Genomic DNA, 21,454 nt, shown 5'->3' with positions numbered 1-21,454 from the left:
GCCGTCACCAGCCGTCGGGCGTGAGGAGCGTGCGGATGCGCTTCTCGCTCACCGGGCCGTCGGTGCCGCGCTGCTGCGCGAACAGCGACACGCGCAGCTCAGGCACTGCTCAGCCCTTCACGTCGTACGCAGGGACTCGATGTCGACGTCACGCGGTGCCATGGCTGCGGTGGTCACGGCCACGCCGACCACGGCGGCGACGGTGAGAGCCGCAAGGACGGCGATCGACGCCCAGTCCGGTTCCCGGACGAGACCGCCCGCGTACTGCCAGGCCAGGCCGCCGAGGACCCCGCAGAGCAGGGCGAGCGACGCTCCTGTCCCGAGGGTCGTCAGCGACTCCCAGCGGTGAGCCGCTCGCAGGGTGGATGCGTCGACACCTGCGGCCAGCAGACTCATGTCGGGGCGGCGTCGCGTCGTCGCACGATCCGCCAACGCGACAGCGAGGGCGAGCACCGTCATCACCGTCCCCAGGAGGAGGCCGAGCCGGACGAACCCGTTGATCATCGCGATGTTGCGTCCACTGTCAGGGTCGAGTCCTGTCGCGGTGGGCTGACTGTATGGGGCCGTCCGGTAGATGCTGGCGAGCGTCGCGGCGACGTCGGCCGACGGAACAGCCGTCACGAGCTGGACGTTCGTCGCGTATGCGGTCCCACCGGCCTCGGTGACGACGGGGCCACGAGCCACGGCATCGAGGACGGCAGCCGGATCGATGGTGACGAGCAGATCGACACCTGACTCGGCGAGGAGACCGGCGACGTTCTCGGGGAGCACTCCGCGATGCGGGAGGTTCTCCGCGAGCGACGCGATCGCCGGGACGTCGTCGACCCGGACGGACGACGGGTCCTCGTCGATCGACGAGGTCAGCACCGCGCCGTCGACGCAGCCGGGAACCGACGCCCCACCGACGGCGCGGAGGAAGGCGTCCACGCGATCGCACGGCGCGATGGCGGCCAGGCGCATCTCCGGCGACGCGGGATCGCTCGCCGCCAACCCGATCGCCGCGGTGGGCAGCTCGTCGAGCAGCGTGGCCGCTCCGCCGTCCGGAAGCTCGGAGACGTCGACGGCGACCGGGACGACCGCGGCGGTGGGGACGCTCACGGCACGGGCGTCCCGTGTCTGACCGATGGTCACGCCTGCGGCCATGACGAGGAGCGCGAGCGCGACGACCAGACGTGCGCCGTCACGTGGGTCGAAGGCGGCTCGCGCTCCGCCGAGCCGTGCCGAGACCGTCTTCCCGTGGACCGCGAGGACACGGCCCGACCAACGGATGACGGAGGGCATCGCGACGGCGAGCCCGGCCGCCGTCACGACGACGGCCGTGGACATGAGGAGGTCGAGGCGCACGGGCGTCACCCCGGGGGGACGAAGCGCCCCCGTGACGACCTGAGCGGAGAGAGACGTCAGGCCGCACGCGAGAGGAACCAGTCTCCACGCGGAGACGGTGCGCGCGGGGTCCGCCTGCCGGATCTCCGCCCGTGTTCCCGTCCCGGTCTCGATCCGTCGACCGATGACGACCGCCAGCGTGAGAAGCAGGACCCCGGGGAGGATCGCCGTCGCCGCCGTGAGCTCTGTGTCGGAGGCGAACCAGGTCGTGCCCAGCAGCCCGGACCGAGCGACGACCCGGTTGACGACGGGAAAGACTGCGACTCCACCGAGCCACCCGATGAACGAGAGCGTCGTCACCTCGAGCATGTTGACGCTACGGATCGTCGAGGTCGACGCACCGAGGAACTGGAGGACTGCGAGCCGCCGTGCTCGGGTCGCCGCGGAGAGCCTGGTCGCAACCCCGAGGAACGCCGCGACCGGTAGTCCCACGAGAACCGCGAGGACGGTGACGAGCGCGGCGACCTGTCCAGGAGGGATGTCCGGGGTGTCTCGGTCGTGCGCGCCCGCGCCCGTCGCCCCCGGCGCGACGACACCCTCACCACCACGAGGTTGCTCTGACGCCGGCACCCCCCGGTAGATGACGAGCTCGTCCGGGCTGCGGAGCCCGGCGTCCCCGACGGTCCCGGCGACCCTCCCCGGGGCCAAGGCCCGGAACGCCGCGGTCGAACGTAGCTCTTCCGCAGCCGGGGACAGGATGACCTCGCCGGAGGCGGGCCATCGGCCGAGGCCCGGGGGCAACGGGAGCTCGCCGTCGAGCGGATCGACGTCCACGCGAAGCAGCATCCGCTCCCCGTAGGCGATGCGTGACACCGTCACGCGAGCCTGGGAGTGCGCGTCGTCGACCGCCGACGTGAAGGAGCGTTCCCACGTGCGGTCCGCCTGCGCCGAGACGACGGTCGCGGCAGCGATGCAGAGGAGTGTGCCGACCATGGCCATGCACACGCCGCCGACGACGAGCGCTCGCGACCACCACCGGCGGTGCCCGCTCGATCGGAGAAGACGAAGCCCGAGGAGCGTCGCGCTACGACGGTTCATGCGACCGGGTGCGGGCGTGCGCCGTGTGGCGCCCCGATCTCGGCCATGTCGACGACCCGGTCCGCCAGGGCCGCGACGGCCGCGTCGTGCGTGGCGAGGACGACCGCAGCGCCGCGGCTCCGTGCCGCGTCGAGCAAGAGCTCCAGGACGCGCCCTCCGGTCGCTGCATCGAGGGCCCCGGTGGGTTCGTCGGCGAGCACGACCGAGGGTTCATGGATCAGCGCTCGGGCAACGGCAGCCCTCTGGGCCTGCCCGCCCGAGACCTGAGCCGGGTACCGCTGGGCGAGCTGGGATATGCCCAGCTCGCCCAGCAGATCACGCGCCGTGCGTGTCGCGACTCGCCGCGGTGACCCGAGCAGCTCGAGCGGGAGCGAGACGTTCTCCAGGAGCGTGAGCTCGGCGATGAGCTCCGAGAACTGAAAGACCATTCCCACGTGCCGCCTGCGGATCGCGCTCCGCTCCTCCGTGGTCATTCCCGTGATGACGTGCCCGGTCACGGCCACCGCCCCGGAGGACGGGACGAGGATTCCGGACAGGCAGTGCAGGAGCGTCGTCTTGCCGGTGCCGCTCGTGCCCGTCAACGCGACGGCCTCACGGCCGACGGTCAGATCGACGTGGTCGAGAATCGGCTGCTCGAGGGGAAAGGCGAAAGAGATCGCGCGCGCCTCGACGGCGACCGTGCGCTCGGTCACCGGGTGTAGGTCTTCTCCGCCGAGCAGTTGTCCGGGAGGAGCGTGCCGCGGTCTCGGCACACCTTGGCGCGCGCCCTCGTCACGTACAGCTGAGGCGCCGCCCAGATGTACTGGTTCAGGTACTTGTCGGCGTCGACCGGTGCGTAGTAGGTGTTGTACCCGTAGCCCTCGATGCGCACCTGCTGCTTGCCCGCGTGCCCGTCGTTGAGCGTGTCGTTCAGGGTTCCCCAAAAGTGGAAGGCCCCCTGCCTGACGGACTGCGGCTCGAACACGTACGAGCCGTTCATCGACACACCAGTGGTGCTGTGAGTAAATGCGGCGGCATGGGCAGACCCTGCGCCGATGAGGCCGAGCGCTACTGCCAATCCTGCGCCGGCCAACCGTGAACGAAGTCCCTTCATCTTTCCCCCTGGCGAGATGCGCCCCACATTGGGCGATTCGATCGGGACGCTAACGAACCTCGTCCGTGGCGTCAAGGACGAGGCGCGTCGTGGATCGCGTTCGCGCCGCGCGTCACCAGCCGTCGGGCGTGAGGAGCTTGCGGATGCGCTTCTCGCTCACCGGGCCGTCGGTGCCGAGCTGCTGCGCGAACAGCGACACGCGCAGCTCCTCGATCAGCCACCGCACCTCGGCCAGGTCGGCGGCCCGGGCCGGGTCGGCCGGGCCCTGCACGTACGCGGCACGGGCGCGCTGGTAGGCGTCCTCGACGTCGTGCACGCGCCACGCGAGCTCGGCGTCGCGGTTCGGGTTCGACTGCGCCTTCTCCAGCCGGTACGACGCCGCCCGCAGGTAGCGCGTCAGGTGCGGCAGGCGTCGGGGCGGGGTCTGCGAGACGAAGCCGTCGTGGATGAGGCCCGCCGCCTGGTCGCGCAGGTCGGTGAGCGTGTTGAGCAGCGCGAGGCTGTTCGACGCGCGGATCTCCGCGTCGAGGTTCCGCGACGCGGTGAGCGCGGCGACCACGTGCCCGACCACCTGGTGCACGTGCTCCTCCAGGTGCGCGCGGACGAACGTGCGCGCGGCCGCGTAGGCCTCGGCGTCGCGGACCGTCGCCGCGTCGGGCTGCCCGCTGCCGCCGCTCGTCAGCGCGATCACCGCGGCGAGCTGCAGGTCCGCGACGAGCGCGTCCGTGTTCCGGTACGGGCTGGCCGCCAACGTGAGCGACTGCGTGCCGTTCCACCGGCTCGTGATGCGCCCGGTCTGCAGCGCCGTCTCGGTCAGCAGCAGCCGCCGCACACCCCGCGCGTGCTCCCGCGCCTGCGCGGTCGCGTCGGCCAGCACGCGCAGCGCGACGACCGGCTTCCCCTTCGCGTCCTGCTCCTCGACGACCGCCGGGTACCCGCGCACCACGACCCCACCCCCGAGGTCGGTCGACACCGTCGCGGGCAGCCGCCCGTCGGTGAGGTCGTCGGGCCAGGTGGTCAGGTCGGTGCGCTCGCTCACCAGGCTTGTGGTCGAGCCCGCGGGCGGTGTGCCGTCGGTGCTCGGGCCGGCCGCGCCGTGACTTGGTGCGGTCGGCCGTCCATGTCCGCGCGCGGCCTCGACGCCCGTCGCGCCCGACGACGCGCCGCCCGCTCGTCCTGCACCTCGCCCGGGTGAGCCGGACGCGGAGGCGGGGGAGGGGGCGTCGGATGCGAAGGGCGTGGCGGGCCTGGCGGGAGCGCCGTGAGGAACGAGCGGCGCGGATGGTAGCCCGAGCGCCGACGCCCCCTCCGCCGCCGGACCCGACCCCGGGACCCACGCACCCGACCCCGAGACCGACGCACCCGACCCGGGAACCGATCCCGAAGCGGCCTCACGAAGAGCAGCACCCACCGCTCCCTTGACCGCCGCGCGGACCGCGGCCTGGTTCTGCGCGGCGAGACGGCGCTGGAGCGCAAGAAGGTCCTTCGACTCGTCGAGCACGACGGAGCCGCCGCGCCCGCGGGTGTCCTCGACGCGGAACGTCATGCGCAGGTGCGCAGGCAGGCGCGCCTCCTGCTCGGGGCCCCATGCGTCGTCGGGGATGACGACGTCGCGCAGCGCCCGGACGGCGCGCGTGAACGCGACGTGGAACGGCTCGGCCATGTCGCCCGCGCGAGCCATGTCCTCCCAGGCGGGCGTGTGCTCGCGGAGCCAGGCGACGACGTCGCGTGCGACGTCCGGTGCCGGCACGAGCTGGACGCGGACCGGCTTGGGCAGCGAGCGGATCGTCGCCGTGGCGAGCTCGTCGAGCAGGCCCGGCACCATCCAGTCGAACCCGTCGGGGACGACGCGGTTGAGCACGGAGATCGGGACGTGCACGGTCACGCCGTCGGCCTCGGTCCCGGGCTGGAACTGGTAGGTGAGCGGGAGCGTGAGCTCGCCCTGCGGCCAGGTCTCAGGGAACTGCGACGTGTCGACCTGCTCGGCGTCGGGCACGAGCTGTTCGAGCGTGAAGGTGAGCAGGTCGGGGTCGCGGCGCTGCGCCGTCTTCCACCAGCGGTCGAAGTGCGCGGCGGACACGACGTCGTCGGGCACGCGCTCGTCGTAGAAGTCGAACAGCACGTCGTCGTCGACGACGAGCCCGCGCTGGCGCGAGCGCGCCTCGAGCTCCTCCGCCTCGGCCAGGAGCTTGCGGTTGTCGTGGAAGAACCGGTGGTGCGTCGTCCACTCGCCCTGCACGAGCGCGTGCCGCACGAACATCTCGCGCGCGGCCTCGGGGTCGACCTTCGCGTAGAGGACCTTGCGGTCCGCGACGATCGGCACGCCGTACAGCAGCACCTTCTCGGTCGCGATCGCCGCGCCGCGCTTGGTCGACCAGTGCGGCTCGGAGTACATGCGCCGCGCGAGGTTGCCCGCGAGGCCCTCGGCCCACTCGGGCTGGATCCGGGCGACGTCGCGCGCCCACAGCCGCGACGTCTCGACGAGCTCGCCCGCCATGATCCAGGCCGGCGGCTTCTTGCTCAGCGGCGAGCCGGGGAAGATCGCGAACCGCGCGCCGCGCGCGCCGGTGTACTCGTTGCGGGCCTGCTTCTGCGCCCGCCGCAGCGCCTTGGCGCGGGCCTCGCCCTTGAGGTGCGCGACCGACGACGCCTTCACCTCGCCCGTGTCCTGCATCCCGATCTGCGACAGCAGGCCGGACAGGAGCGCCTTGTGGATCGTGTCCCCGTCCCAGGCGCGCTTGTAGGCCTGGGTGTCGGGGGTTGCGTCGGGGGCGGTGGTCGGGTCCGCGGCGGCTGCCCCCGAGGTGCTCGGGCTACCATCCGCGCCGCTCGTTCCTCGCGTCGCTCCCGCCAGGCCCGCCACGCCCTTCGCATCCTCGGGCGCAGCCGCCGCTCGCCCTGGACCTCGCCGCCCGTCGTCACCGGCCGCGCCGCGTGCGCGCGGCTTGTACGACATGTCGATGCCGAGGGGCTTGGACATCTCGCGGAGCTGGGCGACGACGTCCTGCCACTCGCGGATGCGCAGGAAGTTGAGGTACTCGGCCTTGCACAGGCGGCGGAAGGCCGACGACGAGAGCTCGTGCTGCTGCTCGCGGACGTACTCCCAGACGTTGAGGTAGGTGAGGAAGTCGGAGTGCGGGTCGGTGAAGCGCGCGTGCGCCTGGTCGGCTTGGGCACGGACCTCGGCGGGGCGCTCGCGCGGGTCCTGGATCGACATGACGGCGGCGATGATCGCGACCTCGCGCGCGACGCCGAGCCTCGAGCCCTCCCAGATCATGCGGGCGAGGCGCGGGTCCATGGGGAGCTGCGCGAGGACGCGCCCGACCTCGGTGAGGCGCGTGACGCCGTCGGACGTGGCGAGGGCGCCGAGCTCGGTGAGGAGCTGCACGCCGTCGCGCACGGCGCGCGTGTCCGGGGGCTCGACGAACGGGAAGCGCGCGACCTCGTCGGGGGTCTCGACGACGCCGACGGAGATCATCTGGAGCAACACGGACGCGAGGGAGGTGCGCAGGATCTCCGGCTCGGTGAACTCGGGCCGGGCGAGGAAGTCGTCCTCGGAGTAGAGGCGCACCGCGATGCCGTCGGCGACGCGGCCGGAGCGGCCGGAGCGCTGGTTCGCGCTCGCCTGCGAGACGGGCTCGATGGGCAGGCGCTGGACCTTCGTCGCCTTGGAGTAGCGCGAGATGCGGGCCGTGCCAGGGTCGACGACGTAGTGGATCCCGGGCACGGTGAGCGACGTCTCGGCGACGTTCGTCGCGAGCACGATGCGCCGCGAGGAGTGCGCCTGGAACACGCGGTGCTGCTCGGCCGACGACAGCCGCGCGTACAGCGGCAGGATCTCGACGCGCTGCGGGTGCTTCGGGTCGGTGATGCGGTCCTTGAGGTGGCCGGTGAGCGCGTCGGCGGCGTCGTGGATCTCGCGCTCGCCGGAGAGGAACACGAGGATGTCGCCCGGTCCCTCGCGCATGAGCTCGTCGCACGCGTCGACGATGCCGGTCACGAGGTCCTTCTCCTCGGCGCCCGCGCGGCCCTTCGCCTTCGTGCCGCTGCCGGGGTCGACGTCCGGGGACAGCGGCCGGTACCGGATCTCGACCGGGTAGGTGCGGCCGGACACCTCGACGACGGGCGCGGCGTCGGGCAGCGCGTCGACCACGTACTCCGGCGCGCCGCCGAGCTGGGCGAGGTGCGCGGGGGAGAAGTGCTGCGCGAAGCGCTCGGAGTCGATCGTCGCCGACGTGATGATCAGCTTGAGGTCGGGGCGGCGCGGCAGGAGCCGCGCGAGGTAGCCGAGCAGGAAGTCGATGTTGAGGGACCGCTCGTGCGCCTCGTCGACGATGATCGTGTCGTACGCGAGGAGCTCCGGGTCGCGCTGGATCTGCGCGAGCAGGATGCCGTCCGTCATGACCTTGACGAGCGTGTCCTCGCTGGACGTGTCGGTGAACCGCACCTGGTACCCGACGACGCCGCCCAGCTCCGTGCCGAGCTCCTCCGCGATGCGCTCGGCGACCGTGCGCGCGGCGATGCGGCGGGGCTGCGTGTGCCCGACCTGACCCGAGCGGCCTCGGCCGAGCTCGAGCGCGATCTTGGGGAGCTGCGTCGTCTTCCCGGAGCCCGTCTCGCCCGCCACGATGACGACCTGGTGGTCGCGGATCGCGGCGGCGATGTCCGCGCGTCGGGCGCTGACCGGAAGCTGCTCGGGGTACGTGATGGGCGGGACCGTCACGTTAGCGCGCGCCTGCGCGGCCCGGTCGAGCTGCGCGCGGCTCACCTGCCGCGGGCCCGACGTCGTCCGCTCGCCCCGCCCGCGACGCGTCGGCTCCGTGGTCGTCGAGGTGCCCGACGCCGTCCGCTCGCCTCGCCCGCGCCCGCGGCGGTTCCCGCGGCGTCGGCGACCCTCGCGCGGGGTGCCCTCGGCGGCGCCGTCCCGCTGGGGAGGGCGCGCGTCAGGTTGGTTCGCTGCGGGCTCGGTACTCACGACGGTCCATTCTCTCAACCTCTCGCAACTTCATTGCTCTCGAGGAGGGGCCGACCCTGGCGCATCGTGCTGTCATTTTGCTAGCGTCGTACGTGGGAGGTGGTCCAGGTGGCGACGCTGACGATCCGAGGGCTCGACGACGACGTGCGCGAACGGCTGCGGGCGCGGGCGGCGGAGCACGGGCGGTCCATGGAGGCGGAGGTGCGCGAGATCCTCACCTCCGCGGTGACAGCCCCCAGCGGGCTGGAACGGGGGCTGGGCACCTTCATCCACAGGTCGTTCGCCGACGCCGGTCTGGCGGTCGAGCTCGACCTCCCCGCGCGCTCAGAGCACGGCCGGGTCGTCGACCTCTCCGACGAACCGGGCACGCCGGACCGGGAGACCGCGGACACGTGATCGTCCTCGACACGAACGTGGTGTCCGAGGTGATCCGCCCGGTGCCCGAGGCGCGCGTGCTCCGCTGGCTCGACGCGCAGGCTCCGCAGGCGCTGTCGATCACGGCGGTCACCGTCGGCGAGATCGTCCACGGGGTGGCGCGGCTCCCCGAAGGGCGGCGCCGTGACCGCCTCGCCGCGCTCGTCGAGGAGCACGTCACCACGACCTTCGCGGGCCTGGTGCTCCCGTACGACGCCGACGCCGCGCGCGTCGGGGGCACCCTCCTGGCGCTCCGCGAGCGAGCGGGGCGGCCGATGAGCCTGGCCGACGCGCAGATCGCCGCGATCTGCCGCGTGCACGACGCGACGCTCGCGACGCGCAACGTCCGTGACTTCGCCGCTACCGGAGTGGACGTCGTCGACCCGTGGGACCCCGGCACGACCTGACTGACGCGGGAGCCCGCGACCGGTTCGGGTCACGGCGGGGTCGCGCGGGCGTAGCGGGTGGCCAGGGTGCGCACGTGGTCGACGAGGGCCGGCGGCTCCGTCACGTGGAAGTCCAGGCCGAGCATCCCGACCCACACCGCGACGACCTCGACGCTGTCGCCGCCGGTGACGAGGACGCAGCGGTCGTCGGCGAGCGGTTCGACCGTGCCGACCGTCGGGTTGATGCGCCGCAGCACCTCGTCGGCGGGCGCGTCGACGACGATCCGGGCGTGCACGGCCCAGCCGGCGCGCGCGACCTCGCGCACGACGAAGTCGGTCAGGTCGCCGGGGAAGTCCACCGGCGCGAACCGCCGCCCGCCCGGCACGCGCAGCACGAGCCAGTCGACGCGGTAGGGGGCCCACGCGCCCGTCGCCGGGTCGCGGGCCACGAGGAACCAGCGGCGCTGCCACGCGACGAGGCGGTACGGCTCGAGCTCGAGCGGCTCGTCGCGGTAGAAGCAGCGCAGGCCCTGGTGGTCGCGCACGGCGTCGGCCAGGGCGGTCAGGGTGTCCGGGTCGACGACCGGGTCCTCGACGTTCGAGTCCGTGTTCGCGGGGCCGGCGGCGCTCGCGGACCGGAGCGCGGCGAGGCGACGGCGCAGGCGGTCCGGCATGACCTGCTCCAGCTTGGCGAGCGCGGACGCCCCGGACTCCTCGAAGCCCGCCGTGCCGGTCGCGGCCCGCAGCCCGACGGCGACCGCGACGGCCTCGGCGTCGTCGAGCAAGAGCGGGGGCAGCCGCGCCCCGGCGCCGAGCCGGTACCGGCCGCCCGGGCCGCGCACCGCGTCGACGGGGTAGCCGAGCTCGCGCAGGCGGGCGACGTCGTTGCGGACCGTGCGGTCGCTGACGTCGAGGCGCTCGGCGAGCTCGGCGCCCGACCAGTCGGGGCGCGACTGGAGCAGGCCGAGCAGCATGAGCATGCGGGCCGAGGTGGAGGCCACGGGTCCCTCCTGGGGTCGACGGACGACGCGGGAGAACTCCTCAGAGCACCGCCAGAATAACGGAAGGAAGCGTTCCTGAAGCCTTCCTAGAGTCGGGAGCAGAGCAGGGCACGAGGCCCCGCCCGACCGAGGAGACCACCATGACCGCGTCGCACCTCTCCCCGTCCCTCGAGCACCACCCGTTCTCCGTCGCCGTCCCGCAGGCCGACCTCGACGACCTCCGGTCGCGCCTCGAACGGACCCGGTTCGCGCCCGCCGCCCCCGGGGACTCCTGGGACTACGGGACGCCCGAGTCCTACCTGCGCGACATGGTGGGGCGCTGGACGGCGTTCGACTGGAGGGCCGTCGAGGACCGGGTCGACGCGTACCCGGGCTTCCGCACCGAGATCGACGGCCAGCCGATCCACTACCTCCACGTGCGCTCCCGGCACGACGACGCGACGCCCCTGCTGCTCGCGCACACCTACCCGGGCTCGTTCCTCGACTTCCTCGACATGATCGACCCGCTCGTCGACCCCGTCGCGCACGGCGGCCGCCCCGAGGATGCGTTCCACCTCGTCATCCCCTCCATGCCGGGCTTCGGGTTCTCCACCCCGGTCGTCGGGGAGACGGACTGGACGATGGCGCGCGTCGCCCGCGCCTACGACGTCCTCATGCGCGACCTCGGGTACGACTCCTACGGGATCCACGGCAGCGACGGCGGCGCCATGGTCGGCCGCGAGCTCGCGGTCCTCGACCCCGAGGGTTTCCTCGGGGCCCACGTGCTCCAGCTCTTCTCCTTCCCGTCGGGCGCTCCCGGCGAGATGGACGGCTTCGGCGAGAAGGAGCTCGCCGCGCTCGGGCACCTCCAGTGGTTCCAGTCCGTGGGTGCCTACAACACGATGAACGCGTCGCGGCCGCAGACGATGGCCGCGGGGCTCGCCGACTCGCCCGTCGCCGTCCTCGCCTACCACGAGCTGTTCGAGAGCTTCGGTAACGGGACGAGCCTCGTGAGCGCCGACCAGGTGCTCGCCCAGGCGACGCTCTACTGGCTGACCAACTCCTACGCGACCGCCGCGCGCTACCACTACGCGGAGCAGCGCTCGGGCGCCGAGCCGGTCGTGAGCCAGGGCCGGATCGGCGTGGCCGTCTTCGCCGACGACTTCCAGACGATCCGCGCGTTCGCCGAGCGCGACAACGCCCGGATCGAGCACTGGTCCGAGCACCCGCGCGGCGGGCACTACGCGGCGCTCGAGGTCCCGCTCGACGTCGTCGCCGACCTCCGGGTCTTCTTCGCCTGACGCCCGCGACCGTCGAGAACGGGGTACCGCGCGCTCGACCACGACGTCGCCGTCGTCATCGGCCGGATGACGACGGCGACGTCGTGCTCGGCGCAGAATGGGGCGGTGTTCTCCCGACCCGTGACCCGCCTCGACCTCGTCCCGCGCCGCGTCCGCGTGCACGCCGTCCGGGAGACGTCCGGCGCGCTGCGCCGTATCACGTTCCGCGACGCCGCCCCGGGCGAGGCCTCGCTCGCGACGCTGCGCGTGCCCGGCCCCGACGACCACGTCAAGGTGTTCCTCCCGGACCCGGCCACCGGCGTCCTGCACGCCCCGACGCTGACCGACGACGGCGCCCTCCAGCGCCCGACGGGCGTCGTGTCGATCTCGCGCGAGCTGACCGTCCGGGCGACGCGGACCGTCGACGGGGTTCCCGAGGTCGACGTCGACTGGGTGCTCCACGGCGGCACCGACCCGGGTGCGCCGCCCACCGGCGAGGGTGGCCCGGCGTCGGCGTGGGCCGCACGGGCGGCGGTGGGCGACGAGGTCGTGCTCGCCGGCCCGACGACGAGCCGCGCCGTGCCGGACGGCGTCGGGCGGCTCCTGCTCGTCGGGGACGAGACGGGCCTGCCGGCGCTCGCGCGCTGGGTCGAGGCGATCGGGGCCGACGTGCCCGTGACCGCGATCGTGGAGATCGGCGACGACGTCGACGAGGCGTTCGTCGAGGACGAGCTCGGGCGCGCGACGACCGAGCTCCTCTACCGCACCGACGGGCCGGGACAGCTCGCCGAGGCCGTCCGCGCGCTCGGCCCGCTCGACGCCGACGAGTACGTGTTCGCCGCGGGCGAGGCGACCGACCTCGTCGCGGTCCGCCGGGCGCTGCGCGGCTCCGGCGCGCGGCCCGACCAGCTCGCCGTCCACGGCTACTGGCGCCGCGGGGTCGTCAACCTCGACCCCGAGGCTCCCCTGGACCCGACCGACCCGGACTGACCCCGCCTGACCGCTCGCCCGGGTCAGCCGCCGTGCAGGACGTCGACGGCGAGCCCGCGCCCGGCGACGGCGAGCCGCGAGTCGTTCGTCCACAAGGCTGTGCACCCGTGGACCTGCGCGGCAGCGAGGTGCAGCGTGTCGGGCGTCCGGAGCGACGAGGACGCGCGCAGGCGTGCAGCCCGCTCGAAGGCCGTGGCATCGAGAGGAAGCTCGACGAACAGGTCGAGCGCGCCCCGGTACCGGTCCTCGAGCTCCGGGTCCCGGGACCGCAGCGGTCCCACGAGGCACTCGAGCCGGACGAGCGGGCTGATCGCGAACTCCTCGTGCCCGTGCCGGGCCAGCAGCTCGCGCACGTGCGGGCCACGCTCGGCGTCCTCGACCAGGTAGATGACGAGGCAGGTGTCGAGGTAGATCACTCCCAGCCCTCGCGCGCAGCCTCGATGTCGGCGTCGATCTGGCTCGCCGAGCGGGCGGTCCGTCGCGACGGCGGGTGGTCGTCGAGCCACTCGACGATGGCCGCCCCGGTCCCGTGCGCGAGGTCGGCCCGGACCGGCACGAGCCGCACGAGCGGGACACCGCGACGCGCGATGACCACGTCCTCGCCGGCCGCGGCACGGCTGACGAGCTGGGAGAGGTTGTTCTTGGCCTCGAGCACGTTGACCTGCATCGCCGCTCCTCGGGTGGGGTTTCCTGGCCAGGATATCTGGCCAGTGTGCTCCGCGGAAGGCCCGGGAGGGTCGTGAGGTCCCCTCCCGCGGCCGTCTGCGGGCGGCGTAACGGGCTGCAAGCGGACCGACGGCGCGCCACAGTGGGCCCATGACCCGACTCCTCGTCCTCGGCGGTTCCGACTTCGTGGGGCGCGCCGTCGTCGACGACGCCCTCGCCCGCGGCTGGGACGTCACCGTCCTCAACCGGGGCACCGCCCCCGTGCCCGACGGCGTCCGGCAGCTCGTGGGCGACCGCACCCGGCCCGACGGCCTGGACGCGCTGCGCGCGGACGACGTCCCGCAGAAGTGGGACGTCGTCGTCGACACGTGGTCCTGGGCGCCCGCAGCGGCGCGCGACGCCGCCCGGCTCCTCGCCGGCCGGGTGCCGGGCGACAACCGGTACGTCTACGTGTCGTCGCGCTCGGTGTACCCGTTCCCGCAGCCGCGCGGGGCCGACGAGACGTCGGAGCTCGTCGACGGCGACCCGGACGACACGACCTCCGACGACTACGCCCGCGCGAAGCGCGGCGCGGAGATCGCCGTGACCGACGCGCTCGGAGACCGGGCGATCCTGCTGCGCGCGGGCCTCATCCTCGGGCCGCGGGAGAACGTCGGCCGCCTGCCGTGGTGGCTGCGTCGCGTCGCGCGCGGCGGTCCGGTGCTCGCCCCCGGGCCCGCCGACCTGCCGCTGCAGTACGTCGACGCGCGCGACCTCGCCGCGTTCGCGCTCGACGTGGCGCTCGCGGGCGTGTCCGGGCCGGTCGACGTCGTCAGCGCGCCCGGGCACACGACCATGGGCGAGCTGCTCGCCGCGTGCGTCGAGGCGACCGCCGACGACGCGGCAGCGGCGGGCGACCCGCCCGCCGAGCTGGTGTGGGTCGAGCCGGAGGCCGTCCTCGCGGCCGGGGTCGAGCCGTGGACCCAGCTCCCGGTCTGGCTGCCGCCGGGCGAGCTGCACGACGCGCTCCACGGCTCCGACACGTCGCGCGCGGCGGCGCTCGGCCTGCGCACGCGCGACGTGCGCGAGACGGTGCGCGACACGTGGGCATGGCTCCGCGCCCTCGACGCCACGGGAGAGACGACGCCGCAGCGCGCGGACCGCCCCGCCGTCGGGCTCCCGCCGGACCTCGAGGCCGCCGCGCTGCGCGCCGCCGGCCGCGGCTGACCCGCCGGCGCGCTGACCCGCGGCCCGCCGACCACCCGCCGTCGAGCACGACGCTGCCCTCAGCCGAACACGACGTTGCTGTCGTTCTCGCCCCGGTGGCGACAGCAACGTCGTGTTCGGCGAGGGGGGCTGGCCGCGCAGGCGATCGGTGGGAGTCAGTGCTCCGCGAGGAGCTCGCGGACGCGGGGGATGACCTGGGTGCCGTAGAGCTCGATGCTGCGCAGCATCGTCGAGTGGGGGAGCGTGCCGGTCGAGTACTTGAGGTCGAACCGGCCCGCGCCGAGGAGGCGGACGGTGCGGGCGATCTTGCGGGACACGGTCTCGGGCGAGCCGACGTAGAGCGAGCCGTCGCGCACGTCGTGGGCGAACCGCCCGCGGTGGTACGCGGGCCAGCCGCGCTCGCGCCCGATCCGGTTGTTCATCGCCGCGAAGTGCTCGTAGACCTCCTCCTGGGCCTGCTCGTCGGTGTCGGCGACGTGGCCGGGCGAGTGCACGCCGATCGGCAGCACCGGGGTGCCGAGCTCCTCGACCGCGCGGTGGTAGAGGTCCACGTAGGGGCGGAACCGCTCGGGCTCGCCGCCGATGATCGCGAGCATGAGCCCCAGCCCGTGCCGCGCGGTCCGCACGACCGACTCGGGCGAGCCGCCGACACCGACCCACGTGCGCAGGCGCCCGCTCTCGGTCTTGGGCCAGACCTCCTGGTCGGCGAGCCCGGCGCGCGTCGTGCCCGACCACGTGACCGGGCCCTCGTCGAGCAGGTGGACGAACAGGTCGAGCTTCTCCTCGAACAGCACCTCGTAGTCGGCGAGGTCGTAGCCGAACAGCGGGAACGACTCGATGAACGACCCACGCCCCAGGATGACCTCCGCGCGCCCGCCGGACAGCGCGTCGAGCGTCGAGAACCGCTCGAAGACGCGCACCGGGTCGTCGGAGCTGAGCACGGTCACCGCGGAGCCGAGGCGGATGCGCGACGTCCGCGTCGCGATCCCGGCGAGCACCACCTCGGGCGCGCTGATGGCGAAGTCCGCGCGGTGGTGCTCCCCGACGCCGAAGAAGTCGACGCCGACCTGGTCCGCGAGCTCCGCCTCCTCGACGACGTCGCGGATGGTGCGCGCCCCGCTGAGGAGCACGCCGTCCGCCCCGGCGGTCACGTCGCCGAAGGTGTCGAGCCCGAGCTCGACCGTCGCGGGTTCCGGTGCGGCCGTCGCGCGCTCGGCGGGGATCGGGGAGGTCGTCTCGTCGGTCATGTTCTGCTCCTGCGGTCGGGCGACCGTCGGGGGGCCGGTGCTCTCACCGGTGGCGCGGTCGTGCGCGTCTCAACCGTGCCCGGTCCGTGGATCTTCCGCGACCCGTCCGCGGGCGGCCGTCGCAGGGACGACGACGGGCGCCGCCCCGGGTGGGACGACGGCCGTCGGTGCCGCGCCGGCGGACCGGCGGGGACGTCAGTACGTCGAGACGTCGCCGCTCGCGACGAGCGCCGCGATGGCGACGATGTAGATGACGAAGCCGATGGCGCCGAGCACGGTGAAGACGATGCTGAGGATGAGACCCCACTTGGCGAGCTGGTTGTCGAAGCCCGCCTCCTTGCTCTTCTTGCGCGCGATCGCGCTGACGACGATGCCGGCGACCGCGAAGACGAACGCGAGGACGAAGCCGACGATGCCGAGGGTCTTGCCCGGGTCCTCGATCGGGGCCGAGTAGCCGGCGTGGGCCTGCGGGGCGGCGGGGTACTGCTGGGCCATGGTTCTTCTGCTTTCTGGTGGGGCCGACGTGGTCGAGTCCGGACGGGGCGCGGACGGGGTGCCGTCCGCGCGACTGCGGGGCTCATTGTGGGGCATGACGCCTGTGCGTGAACAGGGGGAGTTCTCCCCGGGTGACGTGAACACAGGACATACAGGACAGGCCGGGCGGATCAGCCCGCCGTCGGGTCGCTCGGGGCGTAGAGACGCAGCGCTCCGCGCCGCATGGTGAGACGGACGGTGACCGGCCCGGTGGGGGCGACGTCGTCGAGCGAGAGCGTCTCGCCGTCGTGCGCGAGCACCACGGGCGGCGACCCGGGGTGCCCGGGCTCGGCGTCGGGGGAGCGGCCCGTCGTGACGGCCTCGCCGTCGGGCCCGACGACCGCGCCGCGCGCGGGGAAGCGGAGCTCCAGGGCCGGGACGGACGTCGCGTCGACCACGAGGTGCCCCCGCACCCCGGGCACGCGCCGCGCGACGCGCGTCCCCGCGTCGCCCGCCGCGACCTCGAGGAACGTGCGCAGCCGGCTCGCGCGCCGCTCGGCCCGGGCCGTGCGGACGTCGAGGACGCCGTCGTCGAGGCGGTGCCGCTCGACCGGTGCGAGGCTCTGCGGGTAGTAGCGGTTGACTCCCGCGAACAGCGACCAGTACTCGCCCTCGTGCCCGTCCACCTCCATGCGCACCCGGTGCGCGCGCCGCAGCACGCGCGCCGCCGCGAGGACGGCCGCCGGCCACTTGCCGAGCCGGTGCTCGTGCTTCTCGCGCTCGGTGACGAGCTCCGGGTAGACACCGGCCGAGAAGGTGTTGAGCACGGTGCGGGGCGGTCCGTCGACCCCGTCGACCTCGAGGTCCGCGACGTCGATCGTCACGCCCGAGCCCGTCCGCACCGCCTCGATCGTCGCGCGCATCGACGTGAGGTCGGCCGCGCGCGCGAAGTGGTTGAGGGTGCCGCCGGGGAGCACGGCGAGCGGGAGGTCGTGCGCGCGCGCTGCCGCGGCCGCGGTCGACACCGTGCCGTCACCACCGCTGATGCCGAGCGCGCGGGCGCCCCGCGCGACGGCGTCGTCGTACAGACGGCGCAGGTCGTCGCCCTCGGCGAGCACGTGGAGGTCGGCGCGGGGAAGTCCGTCGCGGACCGCCGCGAGCGGGTCCTCCTTGAGCAGCCGGCCCGAGCCCGCCGCCGGGTTGACGACGACGAAGAGGCCCGCGCCGTCGTCGAGCGCGGGGACGTCCGCGGGCGGCCCCGCCGGGACGTCGGGGCGTTGCTCGGCACGGCCGGGGACGAGCACCCGACCCGCGAGCGCGACCCCGACGCCCAGCGCCGCGCCCGCGGCGACGTCCGAGAACCAGTGCGAGCCCGTGTGCAGGCGCGAGTACAGGACGGCCCCGGCGAGCGGCGTGAGCGCCAGCCCGACCGTCGGCCACTCGATGGCGACGCCCGTGACGAACGCGGCGGCCGACGCCGAGTGGCCCGACGGGAACGAGGGCGACGTCGGCGGGTCCGCCACGCGCCGCCACAGGGGAAGGCCGTCGAGCGACGGGCGCACGCCCCCGAACACGGTCTTGCCGACGACGTTCGCCAGGACGCTCGACACGAGCAGCGAGCCGTAGCCGCGCAGGGCGGCGTCGCGCCCGCGCCGCCCGGTGGCGGCGATCCCGACCGCGGCCCCGGCCCACAGCACGCTGTGGTCGGCCCACGTCGAGAGCCGGGAGAGCGCGGTGTCGGCCGCGGCCCCCAACGCGCGGCGGTTCGTCCAGCGGTTCACCGCGCGGTCGAGGCGGGCGACGCCGGGGAGCGCCTCGTGCGGCTTGACGATCCCGGTGACACGAGGCATCTCGCCATCGTAGGAAGGGCGGTCGAGGACCGCGCGGCGACGGCGCTCCGGGCCCGCGTGGGCCGCGTGGCCGGGCTCAGGCCCCCGCGCGGCTCGTCTCGCCGCGGAGCGTGTCGATGTGCGCCTGCAGGCGCTCCAGCGCGACGGCCACGCCCTCGCCCGCGTCGTGCGCGAGGTCCGTCACGTAGCGGAGCTGGGCGGACGCCGCGTCGAGCGCGACCTGGGCGTCGGCGAGCGCGACGGCGGCGCGCCCGTCGGCCGCCTCGTCGTCGTCGGTCGCGCGCTCGAGCGCGGAGCGGGCCTCGTCCGTCGCGGCCTGGACCGACTCGACGGCGTCGAGCACGTCGTTGCGGAGCACGGGGTGCAGGGCGGGGAGCTGGGCGTGCACGCGGTCGAGGTCGTTCCCGATGGTCTCCGTCTGGACCTGCGCGTCGGCGATGAGCTGCTGGACCTCGGCGGCGCTCGCCGTCGAGCACATCGGCAGCATCATGGACAGCGCGAGCAGGCTCGCCGCGGCGAACCGGGCAGACGTGCGCGTGCGCTGCGGCGTCGTGGGCTCGCTCGTCCTCGCTGACATGGCGACAAGTCTCCCGGGCGAACCTGAGAAGCACCAGGGAATCGAGGGCGAATTCATGGAGATTTCGCACACAGCGCACGCAGGAGACGTGGTCCGGCGGCCCGAACCGGGTTCCGGTCCGCCGGAGCGGACGGTCAGACGCGCGCGAGCCGACGGCGTCGGGCCGCCGCGACGCGCGTCCCGACGAGCCCGTGCCGCGGGCTGAACAGGTAGGCGAGCGCGAACGCCACGCCCAGCGCGACGACGACCGTCCCGCCCGACGCCGTGTCGAGGTAGTAGCTGACGTAGATGCCCACGACCCCGCACACCGCCGCGACGAGCGGCGAGATCCACAGCATCCGCGAGAAGCGGTCGGTGAGGAGGTACGCCGTCGCGCCGGGCGTGATGAGCAGCGCGACGACGAGGACCACGCCGACGGCCTGGAGCGCGACGACGACCGTCAGCGCGAGCAGGCCGAGCAGCAGCGCGCCGAGCCGTCGGGGCGAGAGCCCGATCGCGTGCGCGTGCGTCGGGTCGAACGCGTAGAGCGTGAGGTCGCGCCGCTTGAGCACGACGACCGCGAGCGTCACCGCGCCGAGCGCCAGCACCTGGAGCAGGTCCGCGCGCGACACCCCGAGCAGGTTGCCGAAGAGGATGTGATTGAGGTCCGTCTGGCTCGGCGTCACGGAGATGAGGACGAGCCCGAGCGCGAAGAGCGTCGTGAACACGACCCCGATCGCGGCGTCCTCCTTGACGCGCGACGTGTCGCGCACCGCGCCGATGAGCAGCACCGCGAGCAGCCCGAAGACGAGCGCGCCGAGTGCGAACGGCGCCCCCACCACGTACGCGAGCACGACGCCGGGCAGCACGGCGTGCGAGACGGCGTCGCCCATGAGGGACCAGCCCACGAGCACGAGCCAGCACGACAGCACGCCGCACACGATCCCGGCGGTCACCGTGACGGCGAGCGCGGTGCGCAGGAACTCGAACGACAGGGGCTCGAGGAGGGTGGCGAGGAGGTCGGTCACGGGGCCACCTCCACGCCGAACGCGAGCGCGAGGTTCTCGGGCCGCAGGACCTCCGCGGGCGTCGAGTGCAGCAGGACGCGGCGGTGGAGCAGCACCGCCTCGTCGGCGAGCTCGGGCAGCGCGTGCAGGTCGTGGGTCGAGACGAGGACGGTCGCCCCGCCGGCCGCGAGCTCGCGCAGCAGCGTGGTGATCGTCGCCTCCGTGCGCTTGTCCACGCCGGCGAACGGCTCGTCGAGCAGGAGGATCGTCGCGCCCTGCGCGAGCCCCCGGGCGACGAACGCGCGCTTGCGCTGCCCGCCCGAGAGCGCGCCGATCTGCCGGTCGGCCAGGTCGGTGAGCTCGACGCGCGCGAGCGCGCGCTCGACCGCCTCCCGGTCCGCGGGCCGCGTGCGCCGCGTGAAGCCCTGGTAGCCGTACCGGCCCGTCATGACGACGTCGCGCACGCTCAGCGGGAACGCCCAGTCGACGTCCTCGCTCTGCGGCACGTACCCCACCGCCTGGGCGCGCCGGGCGCGCGCGGGGGGGGCGCCGTCGACCAGGACGGTGCCGCGGTCCGGCCGGACCATGCCCATGACCGCCTTGAACAGCGTCGACTTGCCCGAGCCGTTCATGCCGACGAGCCCGCACACCGTCCCGCGCCCGCTCGACGCCCCGAGCGTGAGCGTCGCGCCGTCGAGCGCGAGGACGTCGCCGTAGTGGACGGTGAGGTCGCGCACGTCGATCGCGGGCATGCCCGACGGCGCCCGCCCGCCCGCGCTCACGCGTCACCGCCCGCGGTGGTGCCGGTGAGGCCCGCGACGATGGTCTCGGTGTCGTGGCGCAGGAGGTCGAGATAGGTCGGCACGGGTCCGTCGGGCGCCGAGAGGGAGTCGACGTAGAGCGTCCCGCCGAACGCCGCGCCGGACTCGCGCGCGACCTGCTGCATCGCGTCGTCGGAGACGGTGGACTCGCAGAACACGGCCGGGACGTCGTGCTGCTCGACGAACTCGATGGCGCCGACGACCGACTGCGGCGTCGCCTGCTGCTCGGCGTTGACCGCCCACAGGTACTTCTCCGCGAGCCCGGCGTCGCGCGCGAGGTACGGGAACGCGCCCTCGCACGTGACGAGCGCGCGGTGGCCCTCGGGCAGCGCGTCGAGCGCCGTCGTGAGCTCGTCGTGCACGGCGGCGAGCTCGGCGGAGTAGGCCGCGGCGTTCGCCGCGTAGTCGTCGGCGTGGGCCGGGTCGAGCTCCGCGAAGGCGTCGGCCATGTTCTGCACGTAGACCTGCGCGTTCACGGGCGACATCCAGGCGTGCGGGTTCTCCTTGCCCTGGTACTCCTCGGCGGTGTCGTCGCCGAGCGCGATGGGCTCGACGCCCTCGCTGACGACGACGTGCGGCACGTCGAGCCCGTCGACGAACCGAGCGAACCACGCCTCGAGCCCCATGCCGTTGTCGAGGATGAGGTCGGCGTCCGCCGCCTTGCGGACGTCGCCGGGCGTCGGCTCGTAGCCGTGGATCTCCGCCCCGACCTTGGTGATCGACTCGACGCGCAGGTGGTCGCCCGCCACGTTCTCCGCCATGTCGGCGAGCACGGTGAACGTCGTGAGCACGACGGGCCGGCCGTCGTCGGGCGGGGTCGCCCCCGCGTCCGTGGCGCTCGAGCAGCCGCTCAGCGTCGCGGCGGCGAGGAGCGCGACGGCTGCGGCAGCGCGGGATGCGGACCTCCGCGTCGGAAAGTTCGGCATACCGAAAAATCTAGTCGGCACGTCGGCCGCACGCAACGCCGCTTCCACCCGGTCCGCCGAGGTAGAGCCCAGGTCCCGCGAGGTAGAGCCCTGGTCCCGCGAGGTAGAGCCCTGGTTCAGCGAGGGGGAAGACCAGGGCTCTACCTCGGCAGACCGGGGCTC

At 73.9% G+C, this 21,454-nt stretch carries 20 protein-coding genes; 5 read left to right on the top strand and 15 right to left on the bottom strand.

Annotated features, from left to right (window positions below; genetic code table 11):
* Positions 1 to 4 precede the first annotated feature (4 nt).
* The 5 genes from HKK73_RS17915 to hrpA all read right to left on the bottom strand — a co-directional run bounded on the left by HKK73_RS17915 (position 5) and on the right by hrpA (position 8,489).
* On the bottom strand, positions 5 to 106 hold the full coding sequence (locus HKK73_RS17915) for a DUF3418 domain-containing protein (protein ID WP_114553055.1): 102 nt from the start codon (positions 104 to 106) through the stop codon (positions 5 to 7).
* A gap of 11 nt (positions 107 to 117) precedes the next feature.
* On the bottom strand, positions 118 to 2,421 hold the full coding sequence (locus HKK73_RS17910; protein WP_171468554.1) for an ABC transporter permease: 2,304 nt from the start codon (positions 2,419 to 2,421) through the stop codon (positions 118 to 120).
* Entirely contained in the window at positions 2,418 to 3,113 is a 696-nt protein-coding gene (locus HKK73_RS17905; RefSeq protein WP_198163148.1) for an ABC transporter ATP-binding protein, read from the bottom strand. The genes HKK73_RS17910 and HKK73_RS17905 overlap by 4 nt, the downstream gene beginning before the upstream one ends.
* Positions 3,110 to 3,400 carry a hypothetical protein gene (locus HKK73_RS17900; RefSeq protein WP_171468553.1) on the bottom strand — a complete coding sequence of 97 codons (291 nt, stop codon included), beginning with the start codon at positions 3,398 to 3,400 and terminating at the stop codon, positions 3,110 to 3,112. The genes HKK73_RS17905 and HKK73_RS17900 overlap by 4 nt, the downstream gene beginning before the upstream one ends.
* A gap of 226 nt (positions 3,401 to 3,626) precedes the next feature.
* Entirely contained in the window at positions 3,627 to 8,489 is a 4,863-nt protein-coding gene (hrpA, locus tag HKK73_RS17895) for an ATP-dependent RNA helicase HrpA (RefSeq protein ID WP_253705702.1), read from the bottom strand.
* Between the two features lie 108 nt (positions 8,490 to 8,597).
* Here hrpA and HKK73_RS17890 point away from each other — a divergent pair, with 108 nt between their 5' ends.
* The gene (locus HKK73_RS17890; protein WP_085388609.1) at positions 8,598 to 8,885 is read left to right on the top strand and encodes an Arc family DNA-binding protein; all 288 of its coding nucleotides are present in this window, start codon (positions 8,598 to 8,600) and stop codon (positions 8,883 to 8,885) included.
* On the top strand, positions 8,882 to 9,310 hold the full coding sequence (locus HKK73_RS17885) for a type II toxin-antitoxin system VapC family toxin (protein ID WP_085387077.1): 429 nt from the start codon (positions 8,882 to 8,884) through the stop codon (positions 9,308 to 9,310). Before HKK73_RS17890 ends, HKK73_RS17885 begins: the two co-directional genes overlap by 4 nt.
* Positions 9,311 to 9,339: 29 nt before the next feature.
* Here HKK73_RS17885 and HKK73_RS17880 read toward each other — a convergent pair whose 3' ends face one another.
* Positions 9,340 to 10,290: a YafY family protein gene (locus HKK73_RS17880; protein ID WP_144722290.1), complete on the bottom strand. Its 951-nt coding sequence runs from the start codon at positions 10,288 to 10,290 to the stop codon at positions 9,340 to 9,342.
* Between the two features lie 140 nt (positions 10,291 to 10,430).
* Here HKK73_RS17880 and HKK73_RS17875 point away from each other — a divergent pair, with 140 nt between their 5' ends.
* Together HKK73_RS17875 and HKK73_RS17870 are read left to right on the top strand one after the other, a co-directional pair.
* Positions 10,431 to 11,570, top strand: coding sequence for an epoxide hydrolase family protein (locus tag HKK73_RS17875; protein ID WP_171468552.1), 1,140 nt, complete (start codon positions 10,431 to 10,433; stop codon positions 11,568 to 11,570).
* A gap of 105 nt (positions 11,571 to 11,675) precedes the next feature.
* Positions 11,676 to 12,539, top strand: coding sequence for a siderophore-interacting protein (locus HKK73_RS17870; protein WP_171468551.1), 864 nt, complete (start codon positions 11,676 to 11,678; stop codon positions 12,537 to 12,539).
* 23 nt (positions 12,540 to 12,562) lie between these two features.
* On the opposite strand, the gene HKK73_RS17865 is transcribed toward HKK73_RS17870, so the two are convergent.
* Together HKK73_RS17865 and HKK73_RS17860 are read right to left on the bottom strand one after the other, a co-directional pair.
* Positions 12,563 to 12,955 (bottom strand): type II toxin-antitoxin system VapC family toxin, encoded by a 393-nt coding sequence (locus HKK73_RS17865; protein WP_170982152.1) that lies wholly within the window; start codon positions 12,953 to 12,955, stop codon positions 12,563 to 12,565.
* A complete protein-coding gene (locus HKK73_RS17860) occupies positions 12,952 to 13,206 on the bottom strand; it encodes a type II toxin-antitoxin system Phd/YefM family antitoxin (protein WP_034651325.1) in 255 nt (84 codons plus the stop codon). Before HKK73_RS17860 ends, HKK73_RS17865 begins: the two co-directional genes overlap by 4 nt.
* Positions 13,207 to 13,355: 149 nt before the next feature.
* Between HKK73_RS17860 and HKK73_RS17855 the strand changes: the two genes are divergently transcribed.
* Complete coding sequence (locus HKK73_RS17855; protein ID WP_171468550.1) at positions 13,356 to 14,411, top strand: NAD-dependent epimerase/dehydratase family protein; 1,056 nt, start codon at positions 13,356 to 13,358, stop codon at positions 14,409 to 14,411.
* A 155-nt stretch (positions 14,412 to 14,566) separates the two neighbouring features.
* Here the strand turns inward: HKK73_RS17855 and HKK73_RS17850 are convergent, their stop codons facing one another.
* The 7 genes from HKK73_RS17850 to HKK73_RS17820 all read right to left on the bottom strand — a co-directional run bounded on the left by HKK73_RS17850 (position 14,567) and on the right by HKK73_RS17820 (position 21,292).
* Entirely contained in the window at positions 14,567 to 15,658 is a 1,092-nt protein-coding gene (locus HKK73_RS17850) for an LLM class flavin-dependent oxidoreductase (RefSeq protein ID WP_171468549.1), read from the bottom strand.
* Positions 15,659 to 15,853: 195 nt separating this feature from the next.
* The gene (locus HKK73_RS17845; protein ID WP_137280943.1) at positions 15,854 to 16,153 is read right to left on the bottom strand and encodes a hypothetical protein; all 300 of its coding nucleotides are present in this window, start codon (positions 16,151 to 16,153) and stop codon (positions 15,854 to 15,856) included.
* A gap of 170 nt (positions 16,154 to 16,323) precedes the next feature.
* A complete protein-coding gene (locus HKK73_RS17840; RefSeq protein WP_114553214.1) occupies positions 16,324 to 17,982 on the bottom strand; it encodes a bifunctional phosphatase PAP2/diacylglycerol kinase family protein in 1,659 nt (552 codons plus the stop codon).
* Positions 17,983 to 18,058: 76 nt separating this feature from the next.
* On the bottom strand, positions 18,059 to 18,559 hold the full coding sequence (locus HKK73_RS17835) for a hypothetical protein (RefSeq protein WP_114553213.1): 501 nt from the start codon (positions 18,557 to 18,559) through the stop codon (positions 18,059 to 18,061).
* A gap of 134 nt (positions 18,560 to 18,693) precedes the next feature.
* Positions 18,694 to 19,566 carry a metal ABC transporter permease gene (locus HKK73_RS17830; protein WP_061267940.1) on the bottom strand — a complete coding sequence of 291 codons (873 nt, stop codon included), beginning with the start codon at positions 19,564 to 19,566 and terminating at the stop codon, positions 18,694 to 18,696.
* Positions 19,563 to 20,297 (bottom strand): metal ABC transporter ATP-binding protein, encoded by a 735-nt coding sequence (locus HKK73_RS17825; protein WP_114553211.1) that lies wholly within the window; start codon positions 20,295 to 20,297, stop codon positions 19,563 to 19,565. Before HKK73_RS17825 ends, HKK73_RS17830 begins: the two co-directional genes overlap by 4 nt.
* A 26-nt stretch (positions 20,298 to 20,323) precedes the next feature.
* Positions 20,324 to 21,292 (bottom strand): metal ABC transporter substrate-binding protein, encoded by a 969-nt coding sequence (locus HKK73_RS17820; RefSeq protein ID WP_171468548.1) that lies wholly within the window; start codon positions 21,290 to 21,292, stop codon positions 20,324 to 20,326.
* Positions 21,293 to 21,454 lie beyond the last annotated feature (162 nt).

This window comes from Cellulosimicrobium sp. 72-3 (assembly GCF_013127315.1).
GTDB lineage: Bacteria > Actinomycetota > Actinomycetes > Actinomycetales > Cellulomonadaceae > Cellulosimicrobium > Cellulosimicrobium funkei.
This window is presented reverse-complemented; position numbering and strand designations above follow the sequence as displayed.